This window comes from Aeromicrobium sp. (assembly GCF_014378035.1).
GTDB lineage: Bacteria > Actinomycetota > Actinomycetes > Propionibacteriales > Nocardioidaceae > Aeromicrobium.
The window spans coordinates 1-20,189 of record NZ_JACMOM010000311.1; the positions used below are offsets into that span (position 1 = coordinate 1).

The 20,189-nt window shown below is 67.1% G+C and carries 18 protein-coding genes; 16 read left to right on the plus strand and 2 right to left on the minus strand.

Annotated elements, in window-relative coordinates; genetic code table 11:
- From H7290_RS16145 to H7290_RS16220, 16 genes are all read left to right on the plus strand, one after another.
- The coding region (locus H7290_RS16145) for a fumarate reductase/succinate dehydrogenase flavoprotein subunit (protein WP_290515045.1) at nucleotides 1-1,787 on the plus strand (1,787 nt) is incomplete at its 5' end.
- The gene (locus H7290_RS16150) at nucleotides 1,784-2,530 is read left to right on the plus strand and encodes a succinate dehydrogenase/fumarate reductase iron-sulfur subunit (protein ID WP_290515046.1); all 747 of its coding nucleotides are present in this window, start codon (nucleotides 1,784-1,786) and stop codon (nucleotides 2,528-2,530) included. The genes H7290_RS16145 and H7290_RS16150, both read left to right, overlap by 4 nt.
- 99 nt (nucleotides 2,531-2,629) lie before the next feature.
- On the plus strand, nucleotides 2,630-3,436 hold the full coding sequence (locus tag H7290_RS16155) for a dienelactone hydrolase family protein (protein ID WP_290515047.1): 807 nt from the start codon (nucleotides 2,630-2,632) through the stop codon (nucleotides 3,434-3,436).
- Between the two features lie 55 nt (nucleotides 3,437-3,491).
- The gene (locus H7290_RS16160; RefSeq protein WP_290515048.1) at nucleotides 3,492-3,902 is read left to right on the plus strand and encodes a MarR family transcriptional regulator; all 411 of its coding nucleotides are present in this window, start codon (nucleotides 3,492-3,494) and stop codon (nucleotides 3,900-3,902) included.
- Entirely contained in the window at nucleotides 3,899-5,197 is a 1,299-nt protein-coding gene (locus tag H7290_RS16165) for an MFS transporter (RefSeq protein WP_290515049.1), read from the plus strand. The genes H7290_RS16160 and H7290_RS16165 overlap by 4 nt, the downstream gene beginning before the upstream one ends.
- Nucleotides 5,157-5,594 carry an SRPBCC family protein gene (locus H7290_RS16170; RefSeq protein WP_290515050.1) on the plus strand — a complete coding sequence of 146 codons (438 nt, stop codon included), beginning with the start codon at nucleotides 5,157-5,159 and terminating at the stop codon, nucleotides 5,592-5,594. The genes H7290_RS16165 and H7290_RS16170 overlap by 41 nt, the downstream gene beginning before the upstream one ends.
- A gap of 38 nt (nucleotides 5,595-5,632) precedes the next feature.
- The gene (locus H7290_RS16175) at nucleotides 5,633-6,799 is read left to right on the plus strand and encodes an amidohydrolase (protein ID WP_290515051.1); all 1,167 of its coding nucleotides are present in this window, start codon (nucleotides 5,633-5,635) and stop codon (nucleotides 6,797-6,799) included.
- Between the two features lie 147 nt (nucleotides 6,800-6,946).
- Entirely contained in the window at nucleotides 6,947-8,026 is a 1,080-nt protein-coding gene (locus H7290_RS16180; protein WP_290515052.1) for a BMP family ABC transporter substrate-binding protein, read from the plus strand.
- A gap of 125 nt (nucleotides 8,027-8,151) precedes the next feature.
- Nucleotides 8,152-9,657, plus strand: a complete 1,506-nt coding sequence (locus H7290_RS16185) for an ABC transporter ATP-binding protein (protein WP_290515053.1) — start codon at nucleotides 8,152-8,154, stop codon at nucleotides 9,655-9,657.
- Nucleotides 9,654-10,739 carry an ABC transporter permease gene (locus H7290_RS16190; protein WP_290515054.1) on the plus strand — a complete coding sequence of 362 codons (1,086 nt, stop codon included), beginning with the start codon at nucleotides 9,654-9,656 and terminating at the stop codon, nucleotides 10,737-10,739. The genes H7290_RS16185 and H7290_RS16190 overlap by 4 nt, the downstream gene beginning before the upstream one ends.
- On the plus strand, nucleotides 10,736-11,944 hold the full coding sequence (locus H7290_RS16195; protein ID WP_290515055.1) for an ABC transporter permease: 1,209 nt from the start codon (nucleotides 10,736-10,738) through the stop codon (nucleotides 11,942-11,944). The genes H7290_RS16190 and H7290_RS16195 overlap by 4 nt, the downstream gene beginning before the upstream one ends.
- Nucleotides 11,941-12,363 (plus strand): cytidine deaminase, encoded by a 423-nt coding sequence (locus H7290_RS16200; protein WP_290515056.1) that lies wholly within the window; start codon nucleotides 11,941-11,943, stop codon nucleotides 12,361-12,363. The genes H7290_RS16195 and H7290_RS16200 overlap by 4 nt, the downstream gene beginning before the upstream one ends.
- A complete protein-coding gene (locus H7290_RS16205; RefSeq protein ID WP_290515057.1) occupies nucleotides 12,360-13,628 on the plus strand; it encodes a cytochrome P450 in 1,269 nt (422 codons plus the stop codon). The genes H7290_RS16200 and H7290_RS16205 overlap by 4 nt, the downstream gene beginning before the upstream one ends.
- Nucleotides 13,621-14,904 (plus strand): thymidine phosphorylase, encoded by a 1,284-nt coding sequence (locus H7290_RS16210; protein WP_290515058.1) that lies wholly within the window; start codon nucleotides 13,621-13,623, stop codon nucleotides 14,902-14,904. Before H7290_RS16205 ends, H7290_RS16210 begins: the two co-directional genes overlap by 8 nt.
- Before the next feature lie 10 nt (nucleotides 14,905-14,914).
- On the plus strand, nucleotides 14,915-15,370 hold the full coding sequence (locus H7290_RS16215) for a MaoC family dehydratase (RefSeq protein ID WP_290515059.1): 456 nt from the start codon (nucleotides 14,915-14,917) through the stop codon (nucleotides 15,368-15,370).
- A gap of 12 nt (nucleotides 15,371-15,382) precedes the next feature.
- The gene (locus tag H7290_RS16220; RefSeq protein ID WP_290515060.1) at nucleotides 15,383-16,465 is read left to right on the plus strand and encodes an adenosine deaminase; all 1,083 of its coding nucleotides are present in this window, start codon (nucleotides 15,383-15,385) and stop codon (nucleotides 16,463-16,465) included.
- 49 nt (nucleotides 16,466-16,514) lie between these two features.
- On the opposite strand, the gene lon is transcribed toward H7290_RS16220, so the two are convergent.
- Both lon and H7290_RS16230 read right to left on the minus strand, forming a co-directional pair.
- A complete protein-coding gene (gene lon / locus H7290_RS16225; protein WP_290515061.1) occupies nucleotides 16,515-18,845 on the minus strand; it encodes an endopeptidase La in 2,331 nt (776 codons plus the stop codon).
- A gap of 109 nt (nucleotides 18,846-18,954) precedes the next feature.
- Nucleotides 18,955-20,189 (minus strand): phosphoenolpyruvate carboxykinase (GTP) (locus tag H7290_RS16230; protein ID WP_290515062.1); only part of this gene is annotated, 1,235 nt, incomplete at its 5' end.

Consider the following 20,189-nt stretch of genomic DNA (forward strand, 5'->3'; position numbering starts at 1 on the left):
CCGGTCTGGCCGGAGCGTCGGCCGCTGCCACGTTCGGTGGACTCGGTTACCAGGGCGAGGCGTTCACGTTCCACGACTCGCCGCGCCGCGCGCACTCGATCGCGGCCCAGGGTGGCATCAACGCCGCGAAGAACTACAAGGAGGACGGCGACTCCGTCCACCGCCTCTTCTACGACACGGTCAAGGGCGGCGACTTCCGCTCGCGCGAGTCCAACGTCTACCGGCTCGCGCAGGTGTCGGTCAACATCATCGACCAGTGCGTCGCCCAAGGCGTCCCGTTCGCCCGCGAGTACGGCGGTCTGCTCGACAATCGTTCGTTCGGTGGCGTGCAGGTCTCACGTACGTTCTATGCCCGCGGCCAGACCGGCCAGCAGCTCCTGCTCGGCGCCTACCAGGCGCTCGAGCGTCAGATCGCGGCCGGCACCGTGAAGATGAACACCCGCCACGAGATGCTCGAGCTGATCATGGTCGACGACCGGGCTCGCGGCATCGTCGTCCGCGACATGGTCACCGGTGACATCGAGACCCACACAGCCGATGCGGTCGTGCTCGCCTCCGGTGGCTACGGCAATGTCTTCTTCCTGTCGACCAACGCGATGGGCAGCAACACCACGGCCACGTGGCGCGCACACCGCAAGGGTGCCTACTTCGCCAATCCCTGCTACACGCAGATCCACCCGACCTGCATCCCGGTGAGCGGTGACTACCAGTCCAAGCTCACCCTGATGTCGGAGTCACTTCGCAACGACGGCCGCATCTGGGTGCCCAAGAAAGCGGGCGACGATCGTCTCGCCAGCGACATCCCCGAGGACGAGCGCGACTACTACCTCGAGCGCATCTACCCGGCGTTCGGCAACCTGGTACCTCGCGACATCGCATCGCGCGCTGCCAAGTACCAGTGCGACGACGGCAGGGGTGTCGGCCCCGGTGGGCTGGGTGTCTATCTCGACTTCGCTGAGGCCATCGAGCGTCTGGGACGTCCGGCCGTCGAGGCCAAGTACGGCAACCTCTTCGAGATGTATGCGCAGATCACCGGTGAGAACCCGTACGAGCAGCCGATGCGCATCTACCCGGCGGTGCACTACACGATGGGCGGTCTCTGGGTCGACTACGACCTGCAGAGCAACCTCACCGGACTGTTCGTCGCCGGTGAGGCCAACTTCTCCGAGCACGGGGCCAACCGCCTCGGCGCCTCCGCATTGATGCAGGGCTTGGCCGACGGCTACTTCGTCCTTCCCTACACGTTGGCCAATTACCTGGCCGACGGACCGTACGACAAGGTCGACGAACAACATCCGGCCGTCCTCGAGGCGCTGGAGGCGGTCCAGCAGCGCATCGACAAGTTCCTCTCCATCAACGGCAACCGCACCGTCGACTCCTTCCACAAGCAGCTCGGCCAGATCATGTGGGACTACTGCGGCATGGAGCGCTCCGAGGAGGGGCTGGTCAAGGCCATCGGCATGATCCGTGACCTCAAGGCGGAATTCTGGTCGAACGTCAAGGTGTCCGGTGTGAACGAGGAGCTCAACCAGACCCTCGAGCGCGCCGGACGGGTTGCCGACTTCCTCGAGCTTGGCGAGCTGATGTGCATCGATGCCTTGCAGCGTCGAGAGTCGTGTGGTGGGCATTTCCGAACAGAGAGCCAGACCGAGGACGGTGAGGCGCTGCGTCACGACAACGAGTACGCCTACGTCTCGGCGTGGGAGTTCGGCGGCGAGATGCCGACCCTGCACAAGGAACCGTTGGAGTACGAGTACGTCGAGATGAAGTCCAGGAGCTACAAGTGAACATCACCCTTCGGGTATGGCGTCAGAAGAACGCTGATGAAAAAGGCAAGATGGTCACCTACGGCCTCGAGGACGTCAGCGCGGACATGTCGTTCCTTGAGATGCTGGACGTGCTCAACGAGCAGCTGACTCTCTCGGGCGATCAGCCGATCGCGTTCGATCATGACTGCCGTGAGGGCATCTGCGGATCGTGCGGCGTGGTCATCAACGGCGTGGCCCACGGGCCCGAGGTCGCCACGGCCTGCCAGCTGCACATGCGCAGCTTCGAGGACGGCGCTGTCATCGACGTCGAGCCTTGGCGCGCCGGCGCGTTCCCGGTCATCAAGGATCTTGTGGTCGATCGCACGGCTTTCGACCGGATCATCCAGGCTGGTGGCTACATCAGTGCGCCGACCGGGTCAGCGCCCGAGGCCAACAACCTGCCGGTCCGCAAGGAGGACGCCGACCATGCCTTCGAGTCGGCCGCCTGCATCGGCTGCGGCGCCTGTGTGGCGGCGTGCCCCAACGGCTCGGCGATGCTCTTCACCGCGGCCAAGATCACGCACCTCGGACTGCTGCCCCAGGGCCAGCCCGAGCGCGAGTCGAGGGTCATCGGCATGATCGAGCAGCACGACCACGAAGGCTTCGGAGGCTGCACCAACATCGGTGAGTGCACTGCGGCTTGTCCCAAGGGCATCCCGCTCGACACCATCAGCCGTCTGAACCGCGACCTCCTGGGTGCATTGGCCAGCGGCAAGGCCTGACGCACGTGAGCGTCATCGGTGTCGGGGAATTGAGCCCTCGACACCGATGACGTCGTGGGTCGGCAGGTGGGACCGTCCGGCCGGCCCTAGGCTCTCGGCATGACTTCTGCGCCCACAGGCACCCTCGACGGCTGGACGGTCGTCCCGTTCACGGTGGGTGCGATCACCCACGACTGCTACGAGAAGGGTTCGGGCCCCGGTGTCGTGCTCATACCCGAGATCCCCGGAATGACGCCCGAGGTGCTCGGCCTGGCGGAGCACCTCGTCGAGTCCGGATTCACCGTGGTCGTGCCGTCCCTGTTCGGGACGCCGGGGCGGGCCATGTCGCCCGCCTATGTCGCCGGGGTCGTTGCCAAGCTGTGCGTCGCGTCGGAGTTCCGCGCCTTCGCCACCGGGGCGGCCCGGCCCGTGAGCGAGTACCTGCGCGGGGTGGCCCGCGCCCTGGATGCCCGCACACCCGGCAAGGGCGTCGGGGTGATCGGCATGTGCTTCACCGGCGGCTTCGCACTTGCGGCAGCCGTCGACGACTCGGTGATCGCACCGGTCATGAGTCAGCCCTCCGTGCCCTTCCCACTGGGCAGGAAGCGCCAGGCTGATGTCGGTCTGTCATCTGAGGAGCTCACCACCGTCAAGGCGCGCACTGAGAACGACGGCCTCTGCGTGATGGGTCTGCGGTTCAGCGAGGACAAGGCAGTGTCTCCTTTGCGCTTCAAGGCGCTGGCGGAGCAGCTCGGCGACGCCTTCGAGGTCATCGAGCTCGACTCGTCCAAGGGCAACGCGGGAGGGTTCTCGTCCTCGGCCCACTCGGTGCTGACCCACGAGATGCGTGACGCCGATGGCCATCCGGCACGTGAGGCCCGCACGAAGGTCGTCGCCTTCTTGAAGAAGAGACTCAACCCGAGCTGACCGCTCAGCCGACGAAGGATTTTCGTTAGCATGGGTAATTTGTTATGCTAAGGATGTGCCCACCGACTCGCATCACCTCGCTCGTGCGGTGGCTCGGCTCAACCGTCGGTTGCGCCAGGAGCGCAAGACCGATCTGACCCCCACGCAGCTCTCGGTGCTCGGTGCAGTGCGCACGCTCGGACCGTCGACGCCGAGCGCGATCGCGGCGCACGAGCGCGTCCGGCCCCCCTCCATCACCCGCACTCTCAGTTGCCTGGTCGATGAGGGTCTCGCGCGGCGCGAGCCGCATCCCGACGACGGCCGGCAGGTGCTGATCTCGGTCTCCGACAAGGGTGAGGCAACTCTGGCCGCCGAGCGTGCCCGACGTGATGAATGGCTCGACCACCGCCTCGCCCAGCTCACCACGCCGGAACGCAAGACCCTGCGGGAGGCGACCGCCCTGCTGGAGAAGCTGGCCAACACATGAGCCCCATGTTCCAAGCCCTGGCAATTCGCAACTACCGCGTCTACATGGCCGGCTCGATCATCTCGAACACCGGCACGTGGATGCAGCGCGTCGCGCAGGACTGGCTCGTGCTCCAGCTGACCCACAGCGGCACGGCCCTCGGCATCGTGACGGGCTTGCAGCTGCTTCCGGCGTTGCTGCTCTCGCCGATCGCCGGCGTTGTCGCCGACCGCGTCCCCAAGCGCACCATCCTGCGATTCACCCAGCTCGCCATGGCAGCTCCGGCTGCGATGTTGGGCATGCTCGCCGTCACCGGCGTCGTCCAGACGTGGCATGTCTACGTCCTGGCATTCGTGTTCGGCATCGGCACCGCATTCGACGCACCGGCGCGCCAGTCGTTCGTGGTCGAGATCGTCGGCCGGGACGACCTGGCCAACGCCGTCGGGCTGAACTCGGCGTCCTTCAACGTCGCCCGCATGATCGGCCCCGCCCTCGCCGGCGTGCTCATCGCAGCCCTCGGCTCAGGCACGCGAGCCGCTGGCTGGGTCATCCTGGTCAACGCGATCAGCTATGTCGCGGTGTTCATCTCGCTGCAGCTGCTCGATGGCACGCGGCTGCGCCCATCGCCCATCGTCGGCACGCGCAAGGGGGCTGTGCGCGAAGGTGTGACGTACGTTCGCTCACGGCCTGATCTCGTGCTGATCATGTGTTGCGTGTTCTTCGTCGGGACGTTCGGGATGAACTTCCAGATGACGAGCGCACTGATGGCGACCGAGGTCTTCCACAAGGGAGCCGGCGAGTACGGCCTGTTGGCCTCCATCATGGCGTTCGGCTCGTTGGGCGGTGCGCTCCTCGCGGCCCGCCGTACCAAGCCGCGGCTGCGCTTCGTCGTGCTCGCCGGTGGTGCATTCAGCCTGGTCGAGATCGCGTCGGGGCTGATGCCGAGCTACGTCACGTTCGCGGCGATCCTGCCGGTGCTGGGCTTGTGCGCGCTCACGATGGTCACGTCGGCGAACGCCATGATCCAGATGACGTCGAGCCCCATGATGCGCGGACGTGTCGCTGCGCTGTACCTGATGATCTTCCTCGGCGGCTCGCCGTTCGGCTCACCCTTGGTCGGCTGGGTCGGAGAGGCGTTCGGTGCTCGATGGATGTTGATCGGCGGTGGTGCGGTCTCGCTGGTCGGCATCATCGTGGCCACCGCGTGGTACGCCTCGCGCGAGGACGTGCAGAACGACGAGTTGCGGACGGCGGCCCGCAATCTACCGTGGGGGTATGCACGTCGAGCGAACATTCACGGTGTCCAGGCCCATTGAGGCAGTATTCGCCTACCTGTCTGATTTTGAGAACACCAACCAGTGGGACCCCGGAACGCTCGAGACGCGACGCACCGGTGGCGACGGTGGCATCGGCACGACCTACGCCAACCGGTCACAGTTCATGGGGCGCGAGACCGAGCTGGCGTACGAGACGATCGGCCACGACGCTCCCACCTTCTTCTCGTGCCGGGGCAGGAACAAGACGGCGACCGCCACCGACAGCATGACGTTCACCCGTGACGGTGACCGCACGCAGATTCGCTACCGAGCAGACTTCCAGTTCCACGGCATCATCAAGTTCGTCGCTCCTTTCGTCGTGAAGGGCAAGCTCGACGCGCTCGCGGACGAGACGGTGGAGCAGATCACCAAGACTCTCGAAGCGCAGAACGCCTGACCCGGCGGCGGCGGCCGCAGAAGCGATATCCTGACGACATGTCCATGGCGGAGTCACTCGCGAGATCGGTTGACATCGTCACGCCCGACCTCATCGAGGTCCGCCGCGAGCTGCACGCGTATCCCGAGCTGTCATGGCACGAGGAGCGCACCACCGATCTCGTGGCGACCTGGATGGACAAGAGCGGCATCTCGTACGAGCGCTTCGAGGGCACCGGGCTGATGGCCGAGATCGGGCCGGACGGTGGACCCATCGTGGCCTTGCGCGCCGACCTCGACGGACTCCCGGTCACCGACACATCTCAGGACCCGTGGCGGTCGAGCATTCCGGGCGTCTCTCACTCCTGCGGTCACGACGTCCACATCGCCGCCCTGCTCGGCGCCAGCGTGGCCCTGGCGCAGGCGCAAGCCGAGCACACGTTGCCCGTCCGGGTGCGAATGATCTTCCAGCCCGCCGAGGAGGTCATGCCCGGTGGGGCTCTCCGGCTCCTCTCGGCGGGTGTGCTCAAAGGTGTGTCTCGCATCTTCGCCCTGCACTGCGACCCCTCGCTCGACGTCGGCCAGGTTGGTCTGCGCGAGGGCCCCATCACCGGCGCGTCCGACCAGATCCACGTCCAGCTCAGCGGTCGCGGCGGGCACACATCTCGACCGCACCTGACCGAAGACCTCACGTACGCCCTCGGCAGCCTCCTGACGCAGCTGCCCGCAGTGCTGTCGCGTCGATTCGACCCCCGTGCCGGCGCGAGCATGGTGTGGGGGCAGATTCACTCGGGCAACGCCTCCAACGTCATACCGTCGACCGGCGAGCTCAGCGGCACGTTGCGCATGCTCGACTCCGCGGCATGGCACCAGGCCGAGCACCTCGTCCGGGGGCTGATCAGCGACATCATCGAGCCGTTCGGCGTGAGCGCCGACGTCACCTACATCCGCGGTGTGCCGCCGGTCGTCAACGACTTCGGCGCCACCGAGATCCTCCGTCGGGCAGTCACCGACGCGATCGGACCGAGCGGCGTCGCGTCCACGGCGCAGAGCCTGGGCGGGGAGGACTTCGCCTGGTACGTCGAGGCCGTTCCCGGCGCCATGGGACGGCTCGGCACGCGCACGCCCGACGGGCCGACGTACGACCTGCACCAGGGCAACCTGCGTATCGACGAGCGGGCGATCGCCGTCGGAGCCAAGGTCCTGGCCTGCGCTGCGGTGTCCTGAACCACCGGCTGAGCGGTGCTGAGGTTACAAATCGGTATAGGGCCTCGCCAATACACCTGTGGCTCTCCCCCGTGCGCCACACGGCCACTAGGGTTCGGACCACGTGCCGGGTTTCCGGCTCAGTACTGAGGAGGAATTTTGCGTCGATTGACCAAGTTTTCAGCCGTCGCAGCCGTCGCCACGCTAGCCCTCGCGGGCTGCGGAAGCAGTGACAGCAGCGGCAGCAATGGCGGCTCGGGCGGCAAGCCCAGCGCAAACAAGGACGTCTGCAAGACGGCCAAGGGTGACGGGCCGAAGATCGGTCTTGCCTACGACGTGGGTGGCCGCGGCGACCAGTCCTTCAACGACTCGGCCTATGCCGGTCTCGAGAAGGCCGTCTCCGACTTCAGCGCAACGTGCGTCGAGGGCGAGGCCACCGATGGTGAGGCGGAGTCCGCCCGCGAGGATCGTCTGCGCAATTTCGCTGAGAGCGGCGCCACCGCGATCGTCGGCGTCGGCTTCGCCTACGCCGACTCGGTCAACAAGGTCGCTCCTGACTTCCCTGATGTCAACTTCGCGATCGTCGACGGCTTCGACCCGGACAAGACCCCCAACGCCAATGTCGCCTACCTGACCTTCGCCGCCAACGAGGGTTCCTTCCTCGCCGGTGTCGCAGCGGCCGAGAAGAGCAAGTCCGGCACCATCGGCTTCGTCGGTGGCGTCAACAACGCGCTGATCCAGGGCTTCGAAGCGGGCTACGTGGCCGGGGCCAAGGCTGCCAAGCCCGACATCAAGGTCGAGGTCGCGTACATCGAGGAGTCCAACCTCAAGGGCTTCAACGACTCAGCCGGTGGCAAAGCGGCCGCAACGGGTGAGTTCGACAAGGGCGCCGACATCGTCTACCACGCTGCCGGCAACTCGGGGTCGGGCATCTTCGACGCCGCGGTCGAGGCGGGCGATGGCAAGTTCGCCATCGGAGTCGACTCCGACCAGTACCTCACGGCTACCAACGCGCAGAAGCCACACATCCTGACCTCGGCGCTCAAGCGTGTCGATGTCGCGACGTTGGACTTCATCAAGTCGGTCGACGCGGGCAAGCCGGTCACGAGCTATGTGACCTACGACCTCAAGAACGATGGCGTCGGCTACTCCACCTCCGGTGGCTTCATCGACGACATCACCTCGGACCTCGAGGGCTACAAGGCGAAGATCGTCGCGGGCGACATCAAGGTGCCCACCGCGCCGTAGAGCACACCGTGACACCGTCGGACCTGGGCCGGGCGCCAGCGCGTCTGGCTCAGGTCCGGCACTTTCGGGTCAGTAGAGTCTTCACGAGCCAAGCCTCGGGACAAGACGTAGGGAGAGGTGTCCGTGTGACGCAAGCAGCCGTCGAGCTGCGGGGGATCGGCAAGAGATTCCCCGGAGTGATCGCCAACCAGTCCGTCGATCTCACGATCCGGCCTGGCACCGTTCACGCGTTGATCGGAGAGAACGGGGCGGGCAAGTCGACGTTGATGAAGATCCTCTACGGCGTTCAGCGGCCCGACGAGGGCACGATCCGGATCAACGGGGAAGAGGTCGTCCTCAAGACCCCGACCGCCGCGATCGAGCACCACGTGGGCATGGTCTTCCAGCACTTCATGCTTGCGGACAATCTCTCGGTGCTCGAGAACATCGTCCTCGGTGCCGAGAAGCTGCACGGCATCGGTGGCGCAGCGCGTGCCGAGATCACGCGCATCTCCGACCGCTTCGGATTCGAGCTCGAGCCAGACACCTTGGTCGAGAAGCTGGGTGTGGCTGACCGCCAGCGTCTGGAGATCGCCAAGGTCCTGTACCGGGGTGCCAGCATCATCATCCTCGACGAGCCCACGTCCGTCTTGGTGCCGCAGGAGGTCGACGCTCTGTTCGTCAACCTCCGCGAGCTGATCAGCGCAGGAAACTCCGTCCTGTTCATCTCCCACAAGCTCGACGAGGTGCTTGCAATCGCCGATGACATCACGGTGATGCGTCGCGGCACGACTGTCGGCACCGCAGATCCCAAGACCGCGACCAAGCGGCAGCTGGCCGAGATGATGGTGGGCTCCGAGCTGCCGTCGCCCGAGACGGGGGAGTCGACCGTCACCGACACCGAGGAGCTGACCCTCGCCGGTGTCACGCTGACCGACGAGTTCGGCCGTAACCTGCTGACGGACCTGTCGCTGACGATCCATCGCGGCGAGGTGTTGGGCATCGCCGGTGTCGAGGGCAACGGGCAGTCCGAGCTGGTCGAGACCATCATGGGCATGCGGATCCCCACGTCCGGTCGCATCACCCTCAACACCCAAGACGTCACCCACTGGCACACCCGCCAGCTCCGCGAGGCAGGCATCGGGTACATCCCGGAGGATCGGCAGCGCCACGGGCTGCTGCTCGACGCGCCACTGTGGGAGAACCGCATGCTGGGCCACCAGACAGTCGAACCCAGCGCCAAGGGGCCCTGGATCAACCGTTCCGGTGCGCGCAAGGACACCACCCGGATCATGCGGGAGTACGACGTCCGCGCGCCGGGCATCGACACGCCTGCGCGGGCTCTGTCGGGTGGCAACCAGCAGAAGTTCATCGTCGGCCGCGAGATGAGTGGCAATCCCGTCCTTCTCATCGCGTCCCACCCCACGCGTGGCGTCGACGTCGGCGCCCAGGCGGCGATCTGGGACCACATCAAGACGGCCCGACGTGCCGGTCTGGCGGTGCTGCTGATCTCGGCTGACCTCGATGAGCTGATCGGGCTCTCCGACACGATCCAGGTGATCCTCCGCGGACGCTTCGTCGGCACGTTCGACCCGGCGACGGTGACCCCTCAGGACCTCGGTACCGCCATGACGGGCGGTGACCACGCATGAACCGGGCGAAGTCCATCGGCCTGTCACTGCTGGCTCCACTCGTCGCCGTCGTGGTGAGTGTCGTGGTGACGACCGTCGTCATCGCCGCTGTCGGCAGCTCTCCGGGCGACTTCTGGTCGGCCATGTTCAGCAATCCGCTGCCGCGCCTACGGGTCAACGTCATCAACCAGACAGCACTGATCTACATCTCAGCAGTCGCTGCGGCGATCGGCTTCCGTATGGGCCTGTTCAACATCGGCGTCGAGGGTCAGTACACGATCGCCTCCTTCGCGGCGGCGTCGTTCGCCGGAGCGGCCTACCTCAGTGGATTCGCCAACGTCGCCGTGTCGCTGCTGGTCGCGGTCGTCGTCGGTGCCGTGTGGTCGGGCATCGCAGGTCTCCTCAAGACGACCCGTGGGGTCAGTGAAGTCATCTCGACGATCATGCTCAACGCCATCGCCGTCACGCTGGTCGGGTACTTCCTCAACCGCTACGGCGTCAAGGCCGGCAACGCCGTCTACACGACCAAGATCAAGGACAGCTCGATGGTCGGCGGCTTCACGCCCTACGAGCCCCGCGACGGACAGGTGTGGAGCCTGGCCCTGGTGGCGGTCCTCGTCGGTATCGGTTTCTGGGTCCTGCTCAACAAGACCCGGTTCGGTTTCGACCTGCGTGCCAGCGGACAGTCGCAGACCGCGGCGCTGGCCAGCGGCGTCAACCCCAAGCGGATGATCCTGATCTCGATGATGCTGTCGGGCGGGGTTGCAGGACTGATCTGGATGCCGGCGCTGTTCGGGTCGGCGGGCTCCTACGGCACCGCCTTCCAGTCGGGGCTGGGGTTCCTCGGAATCGCCGTGGCGCTGCTGGGTCGCAACCGCCCCCTCGGCATGCTTTTCGGTGCGGTCCTGTTCGCCTTCCTGTCGGCACAGTCCAACACCCTCACGTTCAGCACTGATGTCTCGCCGAGCATCGTCCAGATCACGCAGGGGGTCGCTGTCCTCGCCGTCGTCATCGCCTACGAGGTGGTGCGGCGATGGCGCGCGAGCTTCGAGCAGCGGGCCGTCGCCCACGAGCTGGCCGCACCGACGAAGGCCAGCGCATGATGAGCAAGCTCGCTTCGCGTTGGTTCCTCGTGGCCCTCGGCATCATCGCGCTCGTGTCACTGGTGCGCATCCTGACCGGCACCGACGACCTCACGTCGCCCGGAACGATCCGCGCCGCGATCATCGCGACCTGCCCGATCCTCCTGGCCGGACTCGGTGGCCTGTGGGCCGAACGCGCCGGCGTCGTCAACATCGGCCTCGAGGGCCAGATGATCATGGGCACGTGGGGCGCCGCGTTCTTCACCTACCACTACGGACCGTGGGTGGGCATCATCGGCGCGGCTCTGCTGGGGCTCGTGGGCGGTTTGCTGCACGCCATCGCGACCGTCACCTTCGGCGTCGACCACATCGTGTCCGGAGTCGCGATCAACCTGATCGGTCTGGGGGCCACGACCTATCTCGCGGAGGCGACCTTCACCGACCTCCAGGGTGGCGGACCGCGGCAGCTCAACGGGCTGGACACACCGACCAACATCACGATCCCCGGCATCTCTGACGCGGCACTCAACCTCGCCGACAGACACTGGTTCGTGGTGTCCGACGTCGCCTCGGCCCTGGCAGCACTCACGACCCGTATCTCGACACTGAGCCTGGTCGTGTTCGCGCTGGTCGCGATCTCCGCGTGGATCCTGTTCCGCACGGCATTCGGGCTGCGGCTGCGCTCGTGCGGTGAGAACCCGCAGGCAGCGGAGACCCTCGGCATCAACGTCTACCGCTACAAGTACGTCGCCGTGCTGATCTCCGGAGCGCTGGCCGGAATGGGCGGTGGGTTCCTGGCCCTCGTGTCGTCGAGCGGGTTCACGACCGGCCAGACCGGTGGGCGCGGCTACATCGGACTTGCCGCCATGATCTTCGGCAACTGGCGCCCCGGGGGGCTGCTGATCGGAGCGCTGACCTTCGGCTACACCGATGCGCTGCGCCTGCGCGACACTGATGCGGTGCACTCGCTTCTCCTCCTGGTCGCCGTCGGACTCATCGGCTTCGCCGCGTGGCGCGCATACCGCAAGCAGATCCACGGGGCCGTGATCATCGGCGCGATCGGGGTGGCCGTGGGTGCGTGGTTCCTGCTCACCGACACGGTGCCGCGCGAGTTCGCCGGAATGACGCCCTACGTGACCACGCTCTTCGTGCTGGCGCTCGGCGCCCAACGGCTGCGCATGCCGGCCGCCGACGGAAAGCCCTACCGCAAGGGCAGCGCCGGATGACGGCGCTCGGGATCACCGGGGCGGGCGACCCGATCGACTGGGAGGCGCTCGCGCGTTACGCGACACAGGTCATGGAGCGCGCCTACGCGCCTTACTCGAGCTACAAGGTCGGAGCGGCCGGGCTCGTCGACGACGGCCGAGTCGTGCTTGGCTGCAACGTCGAGAACGCCGCCTACGGTGTCGCGCTGTGCGCCGAGTGCGGCATGGTCTCGGCGCTGCACTCCACGGGCGGCGGCCGGCTCGTCGCGGTGGCCTGCGTCGACGCGCACGGCAAGCCCCTCATGCCGTGCGGTCGATGCCGGCAGCTGCTCTGGGAGAACGGCGGACCCGACATGCAGCTCATGACCCCGAACGGTGTGAAGACCATGACCGAGGTGCTGCCAGACGCCTTCGACGCCGACGACCTGGTCGAGCGTTGACGCGCTACGCGGTCCAGCTCGACACCGGTTCGCCTGCCTTTTTGCGTGACCCCTATCCGGTGCTCGCAGCGTTGCGCGCCAACGGCCCGGTCTTGTGGCACGAGCCGATGGGCACGTGGCTGGCGACGACGCACGAGTCCGTCACGCAGGTGCTGCGTGATCGCAGGTTCGGTCGTCTCTGGACCGACTGGGAGCCGGCCCACCAGATGGAACCGTTCAACGCCCTGCACCGCAACCAGATGATGGACTGCACAGAACAAGACCATCCAAGGCTTCGGGGGCTGGTGGCGAAGTCGTTCTCACGGGGACACGTCGAGCGGATGCGGCCCCGCATCGAGGTGCTGGCCGCTCAGATGGTCGACGACCTCGGTGACAGCTTCGACGTCCTCGGTGACTATGCCGAGCCCATGCCTGTCTACGTGATCGCCGACCTGCTCGGGGTCCCGCGAGCCGATCACGTTCAGCTGCGCGCGTGGTCGCAGGCGATCGTGCACATGTACGAGCCCCATGTCGGGGCACTGGTCAAGGCCGCCGCGATCGAGGCGAGCACGGCGTTCTCCGACTATGTGCGGGCGGTCGTGGCCGACCGGCGCGCCACCATCTCGTCGGGGCACCGGGGCGACGACCTGATCAGCGACCTCCTGGCAGAGCGCGACGGCGTGGCACAGCTCAACGACGACGAGCTTGTGGCCTCGGTGGTCCTGCTCCTCAACGCCGGGCACGAGGCGTCGGTCAACGTCTTCGGCAACGGGTTCCACGCGCTGCTGACCAATCCCGAGCAGATGTCGCGCATCACGTCTGGAGACGTGCCCATCGAACTAGCGCTCGAGGAGCTGATCCGCTTCGACGCCCCCCTGCAGCTCTTCGAGCGCACCGCGATGGCCGATGTCGACGTCAGCGGGCAGCTGATTCGCAGGGGCGAGAAGATCGCGTGCCTGATGGGCTCGGCCAACCGTGATGCGGAGGTCTTCGACAAGGCAGACACGTTCGACGTGTCGAGGGACCCCAATCCCCATGTCGGCTTCGGCCTGGGGTTGCACTTCTGTCTCGGAGCGCCGCTCGCGCGCCTCGAGCTGCAGATCAGCCTGAGCACCCTGCTCGGACGGTTCCCGTCGTTGCGCCTCGTCGGCGAGGCGCCACGGCGTCCCACCTGGGTACTGCGGGGATTCGAGCGTATCGACGTAGAGCGCGTGCCCAGCTCCGCTCAGCCAACCGTCGATTCACCGGACCGGACACCAGCTGACCAGGAGCGCGCCCATGACTGAACCGTTCGATGCCGTCGAAGTCATCGCGGCCAAGCGTGACAAGGCAGAGCTGGGCGACGCCCAGATCGACTGGGTCGTCGACGCGTACACACGCGGGGTCGTCGCCGACGAGCAGATGTCTGCGCTGGCGATGGCGATTCTTCTGAATGGCATGAACCGTCGCGAGATTGCGCGCTGGACCGCCGCGATGATCGCGAGTGGCGAGCGCATGGAGTTCTCTGCGCTGTCGTGGAAGACCGCCGACAAGCACTCGACCGGAGGGGTCGGCGACAAGATCACCCTGCCGCTCGCGCCCCTCGTCGCGGCGTGCGGCGTCGCCGTGCCGCAGCTGTCGGGCCGGGGCCTCGGCCACACCGGCGGCACCCTCGACAAGCTCGAGTCGATTCCCGGGTGGAGGGCGGCGCTCACCAACCGGGAGATCATGACGCAGCTCGAAGACGTCGGCGCGGTGATCTGTGCGGCCGGCGACGGGCTCGCCCCGGCCGACAAGAAGCTGTACGCACTGCGTGACGTCACCGGCACGGTCGAGGCGATCCCGCTGATCGCCAGCTCGATCATGAGCAAGAAGATCGCTGAGGGCACCGGAGCCCTGGTGCTCGACGTCAAGGTCGGCTCGGGGGCGTTCATGAAGACCAAGGACCAAGCCAGGGAATTGGGTCAGATCATGGTCGACCTCGGCAACGATGCGGGGGTCACGACGGTGGCGCTGCTGACCGACATGTCCACCCCGCTGGGGCCCACCGCCGGCAACGCCTGCGAGGTTGCCGAGTCGGTCGAGGTGCTCGCGGGTGGCGGGCCGTCCGACGTCGTCGAGCTGACCCTCGCCCTCGCCCGGGAGATGCTCGCGGCGGCCGGCAAGGACGACGTCGACCCCGCGCACGTCCTCGCGTCCGGGGCGGCGATGGACGTGTGGAAGCGGATGATCTCTGCGCAGGGCGGCGACCCTGACGCCACGCTGCCGACGTCGAAGGACACGCACACCATCGAGGCGCCTGAGAGCGGCACCCTGCTCCAGCTCGACGCCCTCGCTGTCGGTGTCGCGGCATGGCGTCTCGGAGCGGGCCGGGCGCGGCCCGGAGAGAAGGTGCAGGCCGCCGCCGGTGTCACGATGCACGCCAAGCCAGGTGACACGGTCACCGCCGGACAACCGCTGCTGACGCTGCACACCGACACCCCCGAGCGGTTCGATCGTGCGATGGCGGCCCTCGAGGGCGGGTACACGATCGGGCAGGGCGCTGCGGGCGGGTCGTCTGTCGTCATCGAGCGGATTGGCTAGGTTGGCACCCATGCGCATGCTCAACGACAGCACGGAGATCGCCGCGGCCGCCGGCGAAGAGCTCGGGGTCAGCGAGTGGGTGGCCATCACCCAGGAGCGAATCGATCTCTTCGCCGATGCGACGGGCGATCGACAGTGGATCCACGTCGACCCGGAACGGGCAGCCGGTGGGCCGTTCGGTGCCACCATCGCGCACGGTTACCTCACGTTGTCGATGCTCCCGTTCCTCGGCGCCCAGGTCTATGCCTTCGCTGGCGATGTGGCCAGGGTCAACTACGGGCTCAACAAGGTTCGCTTCATCTCGCCGGTCGTCGTCGGTTCGAAGGTCCGCGACCGGGACGAGCTGCTCGAGGTCGAAAAGATCGAGAAGGGGCAGCGGGCCACGTTGCAGCACACCGTGGAGATCAAGGGCCAGGACAAGCCGGCTTGCGTGGCTGAGACTGTCGTCCTGCTGATGGCCTCGTGAAACGATGAGCCGGTGAGAGCAACCAGCGAACAGATCGCACAGGCCCCCAAGGTCGCCCTGCACGAGCACCTCGACGGTGGCGTGCGGCCCGCGTCGATCGTGGAGATCGCCTCCGAGATCGGCCACGACCTCCCCGCCGAGGGCGCGGAGGCACTGAGTGCGTGGTTCGAGGAGTCATCGAACTCGGGCTCGTTGGTGCGTTACCTCGACACCTTCGTGCACACCGTCGCCGTCATGCAGCGGCCCGAGGACCTCGCCCGCGTCGCCCGGGAGTCGGTCGTCGACCTCGCGCTCGATGGCTGCGTCTATGCCGAGCTGCGGTGGGCTCCCGAGCAGCACCTCTCGGCAGGCCTCACGCTGCCCGAGACGGTGGAGGCGGTGCAGACCGGCATCGAGCAGGGGCGTGAGGAGGCTGCAGCGCTGGGGCACCCGATCGTCGTGGGTCAGCTGCTCACCGCGATGCGGCACGCCAAGCGCGGCATGGAGATCGCCGAGATCGCGGTGGAGTTCCGCGATCGGGGTGTGGCGGGCTTCGACATCGCCGGTGCCGAGGACGGCTTCCCGCCGATCCTTCACCTCGAGGCGTTCGAGTTCCTGCGTCGCGAGAACGCCCATTTCACGATCCACGCCGGTGAGGCGTTCGGGCTGCCCTCCATCTGGCAGGCGATCCAGCGCTGTGGTGCCGAGCGGCTCGGGCACGGTGTCCGCATCGTCGACGACATCGATTTCGACGCCCCCGGCGGCCCCAGGCTCGGTCGCCTTGCCGCGTACATCCGCGACCGACGGATCCCGCTCGAGATGTGCCCGTCGTCCAACCTGCAGACCAACGCGGTGCCGGGCATGACGTCGATCGCCGACCATCCGATTGGCAAGCTCAAGGATCTCGGTTTCAGGGTCACCGTCAACTGCGACAACCGACTCATGAGTGGCACCTCGATGAGCAGAGAGCTCGCACTCCTGGTCGACGCGTTCGAGTACGGCATCGACGACCTGCGCTGGTTCACCGTCAATGCCATGAAGAGCGCGTTCCTGCCGTTCGACCAGCGTCTCGTGCTGATCAACGACATCATCAAGCCCGCCTACGCCACCCTCTGACGCCCGGCCACACTCGCGAGTCACGCAGCTCGCGAGCGGTTGCCGGGGGTCAGGCGACTTGTGCCGTGGCCACGTTGCTTGCGGGTTCCAGCGCCGCCGCCAAGATCTCGCTGACGTCGGCCACGGGGCGGACATCGAGCTCGGCGAGCACCTCGGCCGGGACGTCGACGAGGTCGACCTCGTTGCGGGCCGGGATGAAGACGGTCCGGAGGCCGGCTCGCTGGGCAGCCATGAGCTTCTGCTTCACGCCACCGATCGGCAGCACCCGACCGTTGAGGGTCACCTCACCGGTCATGCCGACGTCGGCGCGCACCTTGCGTCCAAGCGCCAACGACGTGAGTGCCGTGACCATCGTGACGCCTGCGGACGGTCCGTCCTTGGGCACGGCGCCGGCCGGAACGTGCAGGTGGATCGACCGCTCGAGGGCGTCACGGTCGATTCCGAGGGTCTCGGCGTGCGACCGGACGTACGTCAGCGCGATCTGCGCAGACTCCTTCATGACGTCGCCGAGCTGCCCGGTGATGGCAAGCCCGCGCTCACCGTCGTAGGCGCTCGCCTCGATGAACAGGACGTCGCCGCCCAGCCCCGTGACGGCGAGACCCGTCGCCACGCCGGGAACAGCGGTGCGCTCGGCGACCTCGGGGACGAACCGCGGCCGGCCCACGTAGTCGACGAGCGTCGTCTCATTGACGATGACGGGTAGCTCGAGGTGGGGGTCGGCAAGCTTCGTGGTCACCTTGCGGAACACCTTGGCGAGCAGACGCTCCATCTGCCGCACGCCGGCCTCACGGGTGTAGGACGTGGCGATCTCGCGCAGCGCACCATCGGTGATCTCGACTTCGTCGCCGGACAACGCGGCGCGCTCGAGCTGACGGGGGGCGAGGTACTGACGGGCGATCGCGACCTTGTCGTCCTCGGTGTAGCCGTCCAGCTGCACCAGCTCCATGCGGTCGAGCAGCGCCTGGGGGATCGACTCGATGACGTTGGCCGTCGCGAGGAACAGGACGTCCGACAGGTCGAGGTCGAGGTCCAGGTAATGGTCGCGGAACGTGTGGTTCTGCGCCGGGTCAAGAACCTCGAGCAGTGCTGCGGCGGGGTCGCCGCGGTAGTCGGCACCGACCTTGTCGATCTCGTCGAGGAGGATGACGGGGTTCATCGAGCCGGCCTCGCCGATCGCGCGCACGAGCCGCCCGGGGAGGGCTCCGACGTACGTCCGTCGGTGGCCGCGGATCTCGGCCTCGTCGCGAACTCCGCCGAGCGCGACGCGGACGAAGTTGCGTCCCAGTGCGCGAGCCACGCTCTCACCGAGCGATGTCTTGCCGACGCCGGGAGGACCGACGAGGGCCATGACAGCGCCCGACCCGCGTCCGCCGACGACCTGAAGCCCGCGCTCGCTGCGGCGGGCACGCACGGCGAGGTACTCCACGATGCGGTCCTTGACGTCGTCAAGGCCGTGGTGGTCAGCGTCGAGCACGACCCTCGCGGCTGAGACGTCGGTGGTGTCGTCGGTCTTCACGCCCCACGGAAGCTCGAGGACGGTGTCGAGCCACGTGCGGATGTAGCCGGCCTCGGGGCTCTGGTCAGTGCCACGCTCGAGCTTGCCGACCTCGCGGAGGGCAGCCTTGCGGACGTCGTCGGGCAGGTCAGCCTCCTCGACGCGCACGCGGTAGTCCTGCGTGCCCTCGGGCTCGTCGTCGCCGAGCTCCTTGCGGATCGCGGCGAGCTGCTGACGCAGCAGGAACTCGCGCTGGTTCTTCTCGATGCTCTCGTGCACCGAGTCGGCAATGCTCTCGTTGACCTCGGTCTCAGCGAGGTACGCGCGGGCCCACTCGATGAGCAGCGTGAGGCGCGCCTCGACGTCGGGGGTCTCCAGGAGCTCACGCTTCTGCTCGAGCTCGAGGTACGACGCGTAGCCGGCGGTGTCGGCAAGCGCGCCGGGATCGGTCAGGCGCTGCACGGAGTCGATGACCTGCCAAGCGTTGCGCTTTTGCAGGATCGTGACAAGCAGGCCCTTGTACTCCGTCGCGAGGTCGCGCACTGCCTCGGTGAGGGGCGCGTCGTCGAGCAGCTCTGCCTCGACCCACAGGGCGGCACCGGGTCCGGTCACGCCGCCCTGGATGTGCGCGCGCTGCTCGGCCTGCAGGACCGCGCCGGGCCCACCGCCGGGAAGGCGACCGACCTGCTGGATGGTCGCGATGACGCCGTGCGTCGCATAACGGTCCTCCAGCCGGGGCGCGACCAGGAGCCGGTCGTCGTTGCTGGTGCGGGCAGCGTCGACGGCGGCACGGGCGGCGTCATCGAGCTCGATCGGAACGACCATGCCGGGCAGGACGACGACGTCAGCCAGGGCCAGGACGGGGAACTTCTGCAGAGCGCTCATGATGTCTCCTCAAACGTGAGTCTGAGGGGCTCAACCTGAGCAACGAGACGCTTGTTCCGGGTCGTGGCTCGTGTTCGCTGTGGGCAGAGCCGCCGGCCAGCCCGCACTGTCAGGCGTCGAGTCGGCCCTTCAGCCCGTCGAGCTCGGTCCAGAGCACGGCCGGCAGGGTGTCGCCGAACTTTGCGAACCACTCGTCGATCTGCGGGATCTCTGCCTTCCACTCATCGACGTCGACGCGCAGTGCCTTGGTGAGCTGGTCGTCAGAGACGTCCAGGCCGTCGGTGTCGATCGCCCCGGGCGCGGGCACCAGGCCGATCGGGGTCTCGCGCGCTTCGACGTTGCCCTCCAGCCGGTCGACGACGTACTTGAGCACGCGGCTGTTCTCGCCGAAGCCGGGCCACAGGAAGCCCCCGTCGTCGTCGCGACGGAACCAGTTGACGTAGAAGATCTTCGGGAACTTCGACTCGTCGTTGTTCTTGGCCATGTTGATCCAGTGGTTCAGGTAGTCGCCGGCGTCGGAGCCGATGAACGGGAGCATCGCCATGGGATCACGGCGCACGACGCCGACGGCACCGGTCGCGGCAGCGGTGGTCTCCCAAGAGAGTGTGGCACCCATGAACGTGCCGTGGGCCCAGTCGCGGGCCTCGGTGACCAGCGGGATCGTGGTCTTGCGGCGGCCGCCGAACAGGATCGCGTCGAGGGGGACGCCGTTGGGGTCGGCGTACTCCGGGGCGAGGATGGGGCACTGCGTGATCGGCGTGCAGAAGCGGCTGTTCGGGTGTGACGACGGCTCGTCGCTGTCGGGCGTCCAGTCGTTGCCCTTCCAGTCGGTCAGGTGCGCCGGCTGCTCCTTGGTCATGCCCTCCCACCAGACGTCGCCGTCATCGGTGAGGGCCACGTTGGTGAAGACCGAGTTGCCCTGGGCGATGGCAGCCATCGCATTCGGGTTCGTCTGCCAACCGGTGCCCGGTGCGACGCCGAAGAGGCCGAACTCGGGGTTGACGGCGTAGAGGCGTCCGTCGGCTCCGACACGGATCCAGGCGATGTCGTCGCCGAGGGTCTCTGCCTTCCAGCCGGGGATGGTGGGGGTGATCATGGCGAGGTTGGTCTTGCCGCACGCGCTCGGGAATGCCGCGGCGACGTACTTGACGACGTTGTCGGGCGAGGTGAGCTTGAGGATCAGCATGTGCTCGGCCATCCAGCCTTCGTCGCGGCCCATCACCGAGGCGATGCGCAGCGAGTAGCACTTCTTGCCGAGCAGCGCGTTGCCGCCGTAACCCGAGCCGTAGGACCAGATCATGCGCTCCTCGGGGAACTGCACGATGTACTTGGTGTCGTTGCACG

What these genes read in the sequence shown, in the direction of transcription:
- H7290_RS16175 (WP_290515051.1), top strand. Translation starts at nt 5,633, where the DNA reads ATGTCCATGGCGGAGTCACTCGCGAGATCGGTTGACATCGTCACGCCC.
- H7290_RS16190 (WP_290515054.1), top strand. Translation starts at nt 9,654, where the DNA reads ATGAACCGGGCGAAGTCCATCGGCCTGTCACTGCTGGCTCCACTCGTC.
- H7290_RS16200 (WP_290515056.1), top strand. Translation starts at nt 11,941, where the DNA reads ATGACGGCGCTCGGGATCACCGGGGCGGGCGACCCGATCGACTGGGAG.
- H7290_RS16170 (WP_290515050.1), top strand. Translation starts at nt 5,157, where the DNA reads ATGCACGTCGAGCGAACATTCACGGTGTCCAGGCCCATTGAGGCAGTA.
- H7290_RS16210 (WP_290515058.1), top strand. Translation starts at nt 13,621, where the DNA reads ATGACTGAACCGTTCGATGCCGTCGAAGTCATCGCGGCCAAGCGTGAC.
- H7290_RS16195 (WP_290515055.1), top strand. Translation starts at nt 10,736, where the DNA reads ATGATGAGCAAGCTCGCTTCGCGTTGGTTCCTCGTGGCCCTCGGCATC.
- H7290_RS16155 (WP_290515047.1), top strand. Translation starts at nt 2,630, where the DNA reads ATGACTTCTGCGCCCACAGGCACCCTCGACGGCTGGACGGTCGTCCCG.
- H7290_RS16165 (WP_290515049.1), top strand. Translation starts at nt 3,899, where the DNA reads ATGAGCCCCATGTTCCAAGCCCTGGCAATTCGCAACTACCGCGTCTAC.
- lon (WP_290515061.1), bottom strand. Translation starts at nt 18,845, where the DNA reads ATGAGCGCTCTGCAGAAGTTCCCCGTCCTGGCCCTGGCTGACGTCGTC.
- H7290_RS16215 (WP_290515059.1), top strand. Translation starts at nt 14,915, where the DNA reads ATGCGCATGCTCAACGACAGCACGGAGATCGCCGCGGCCGCCGGCGAA.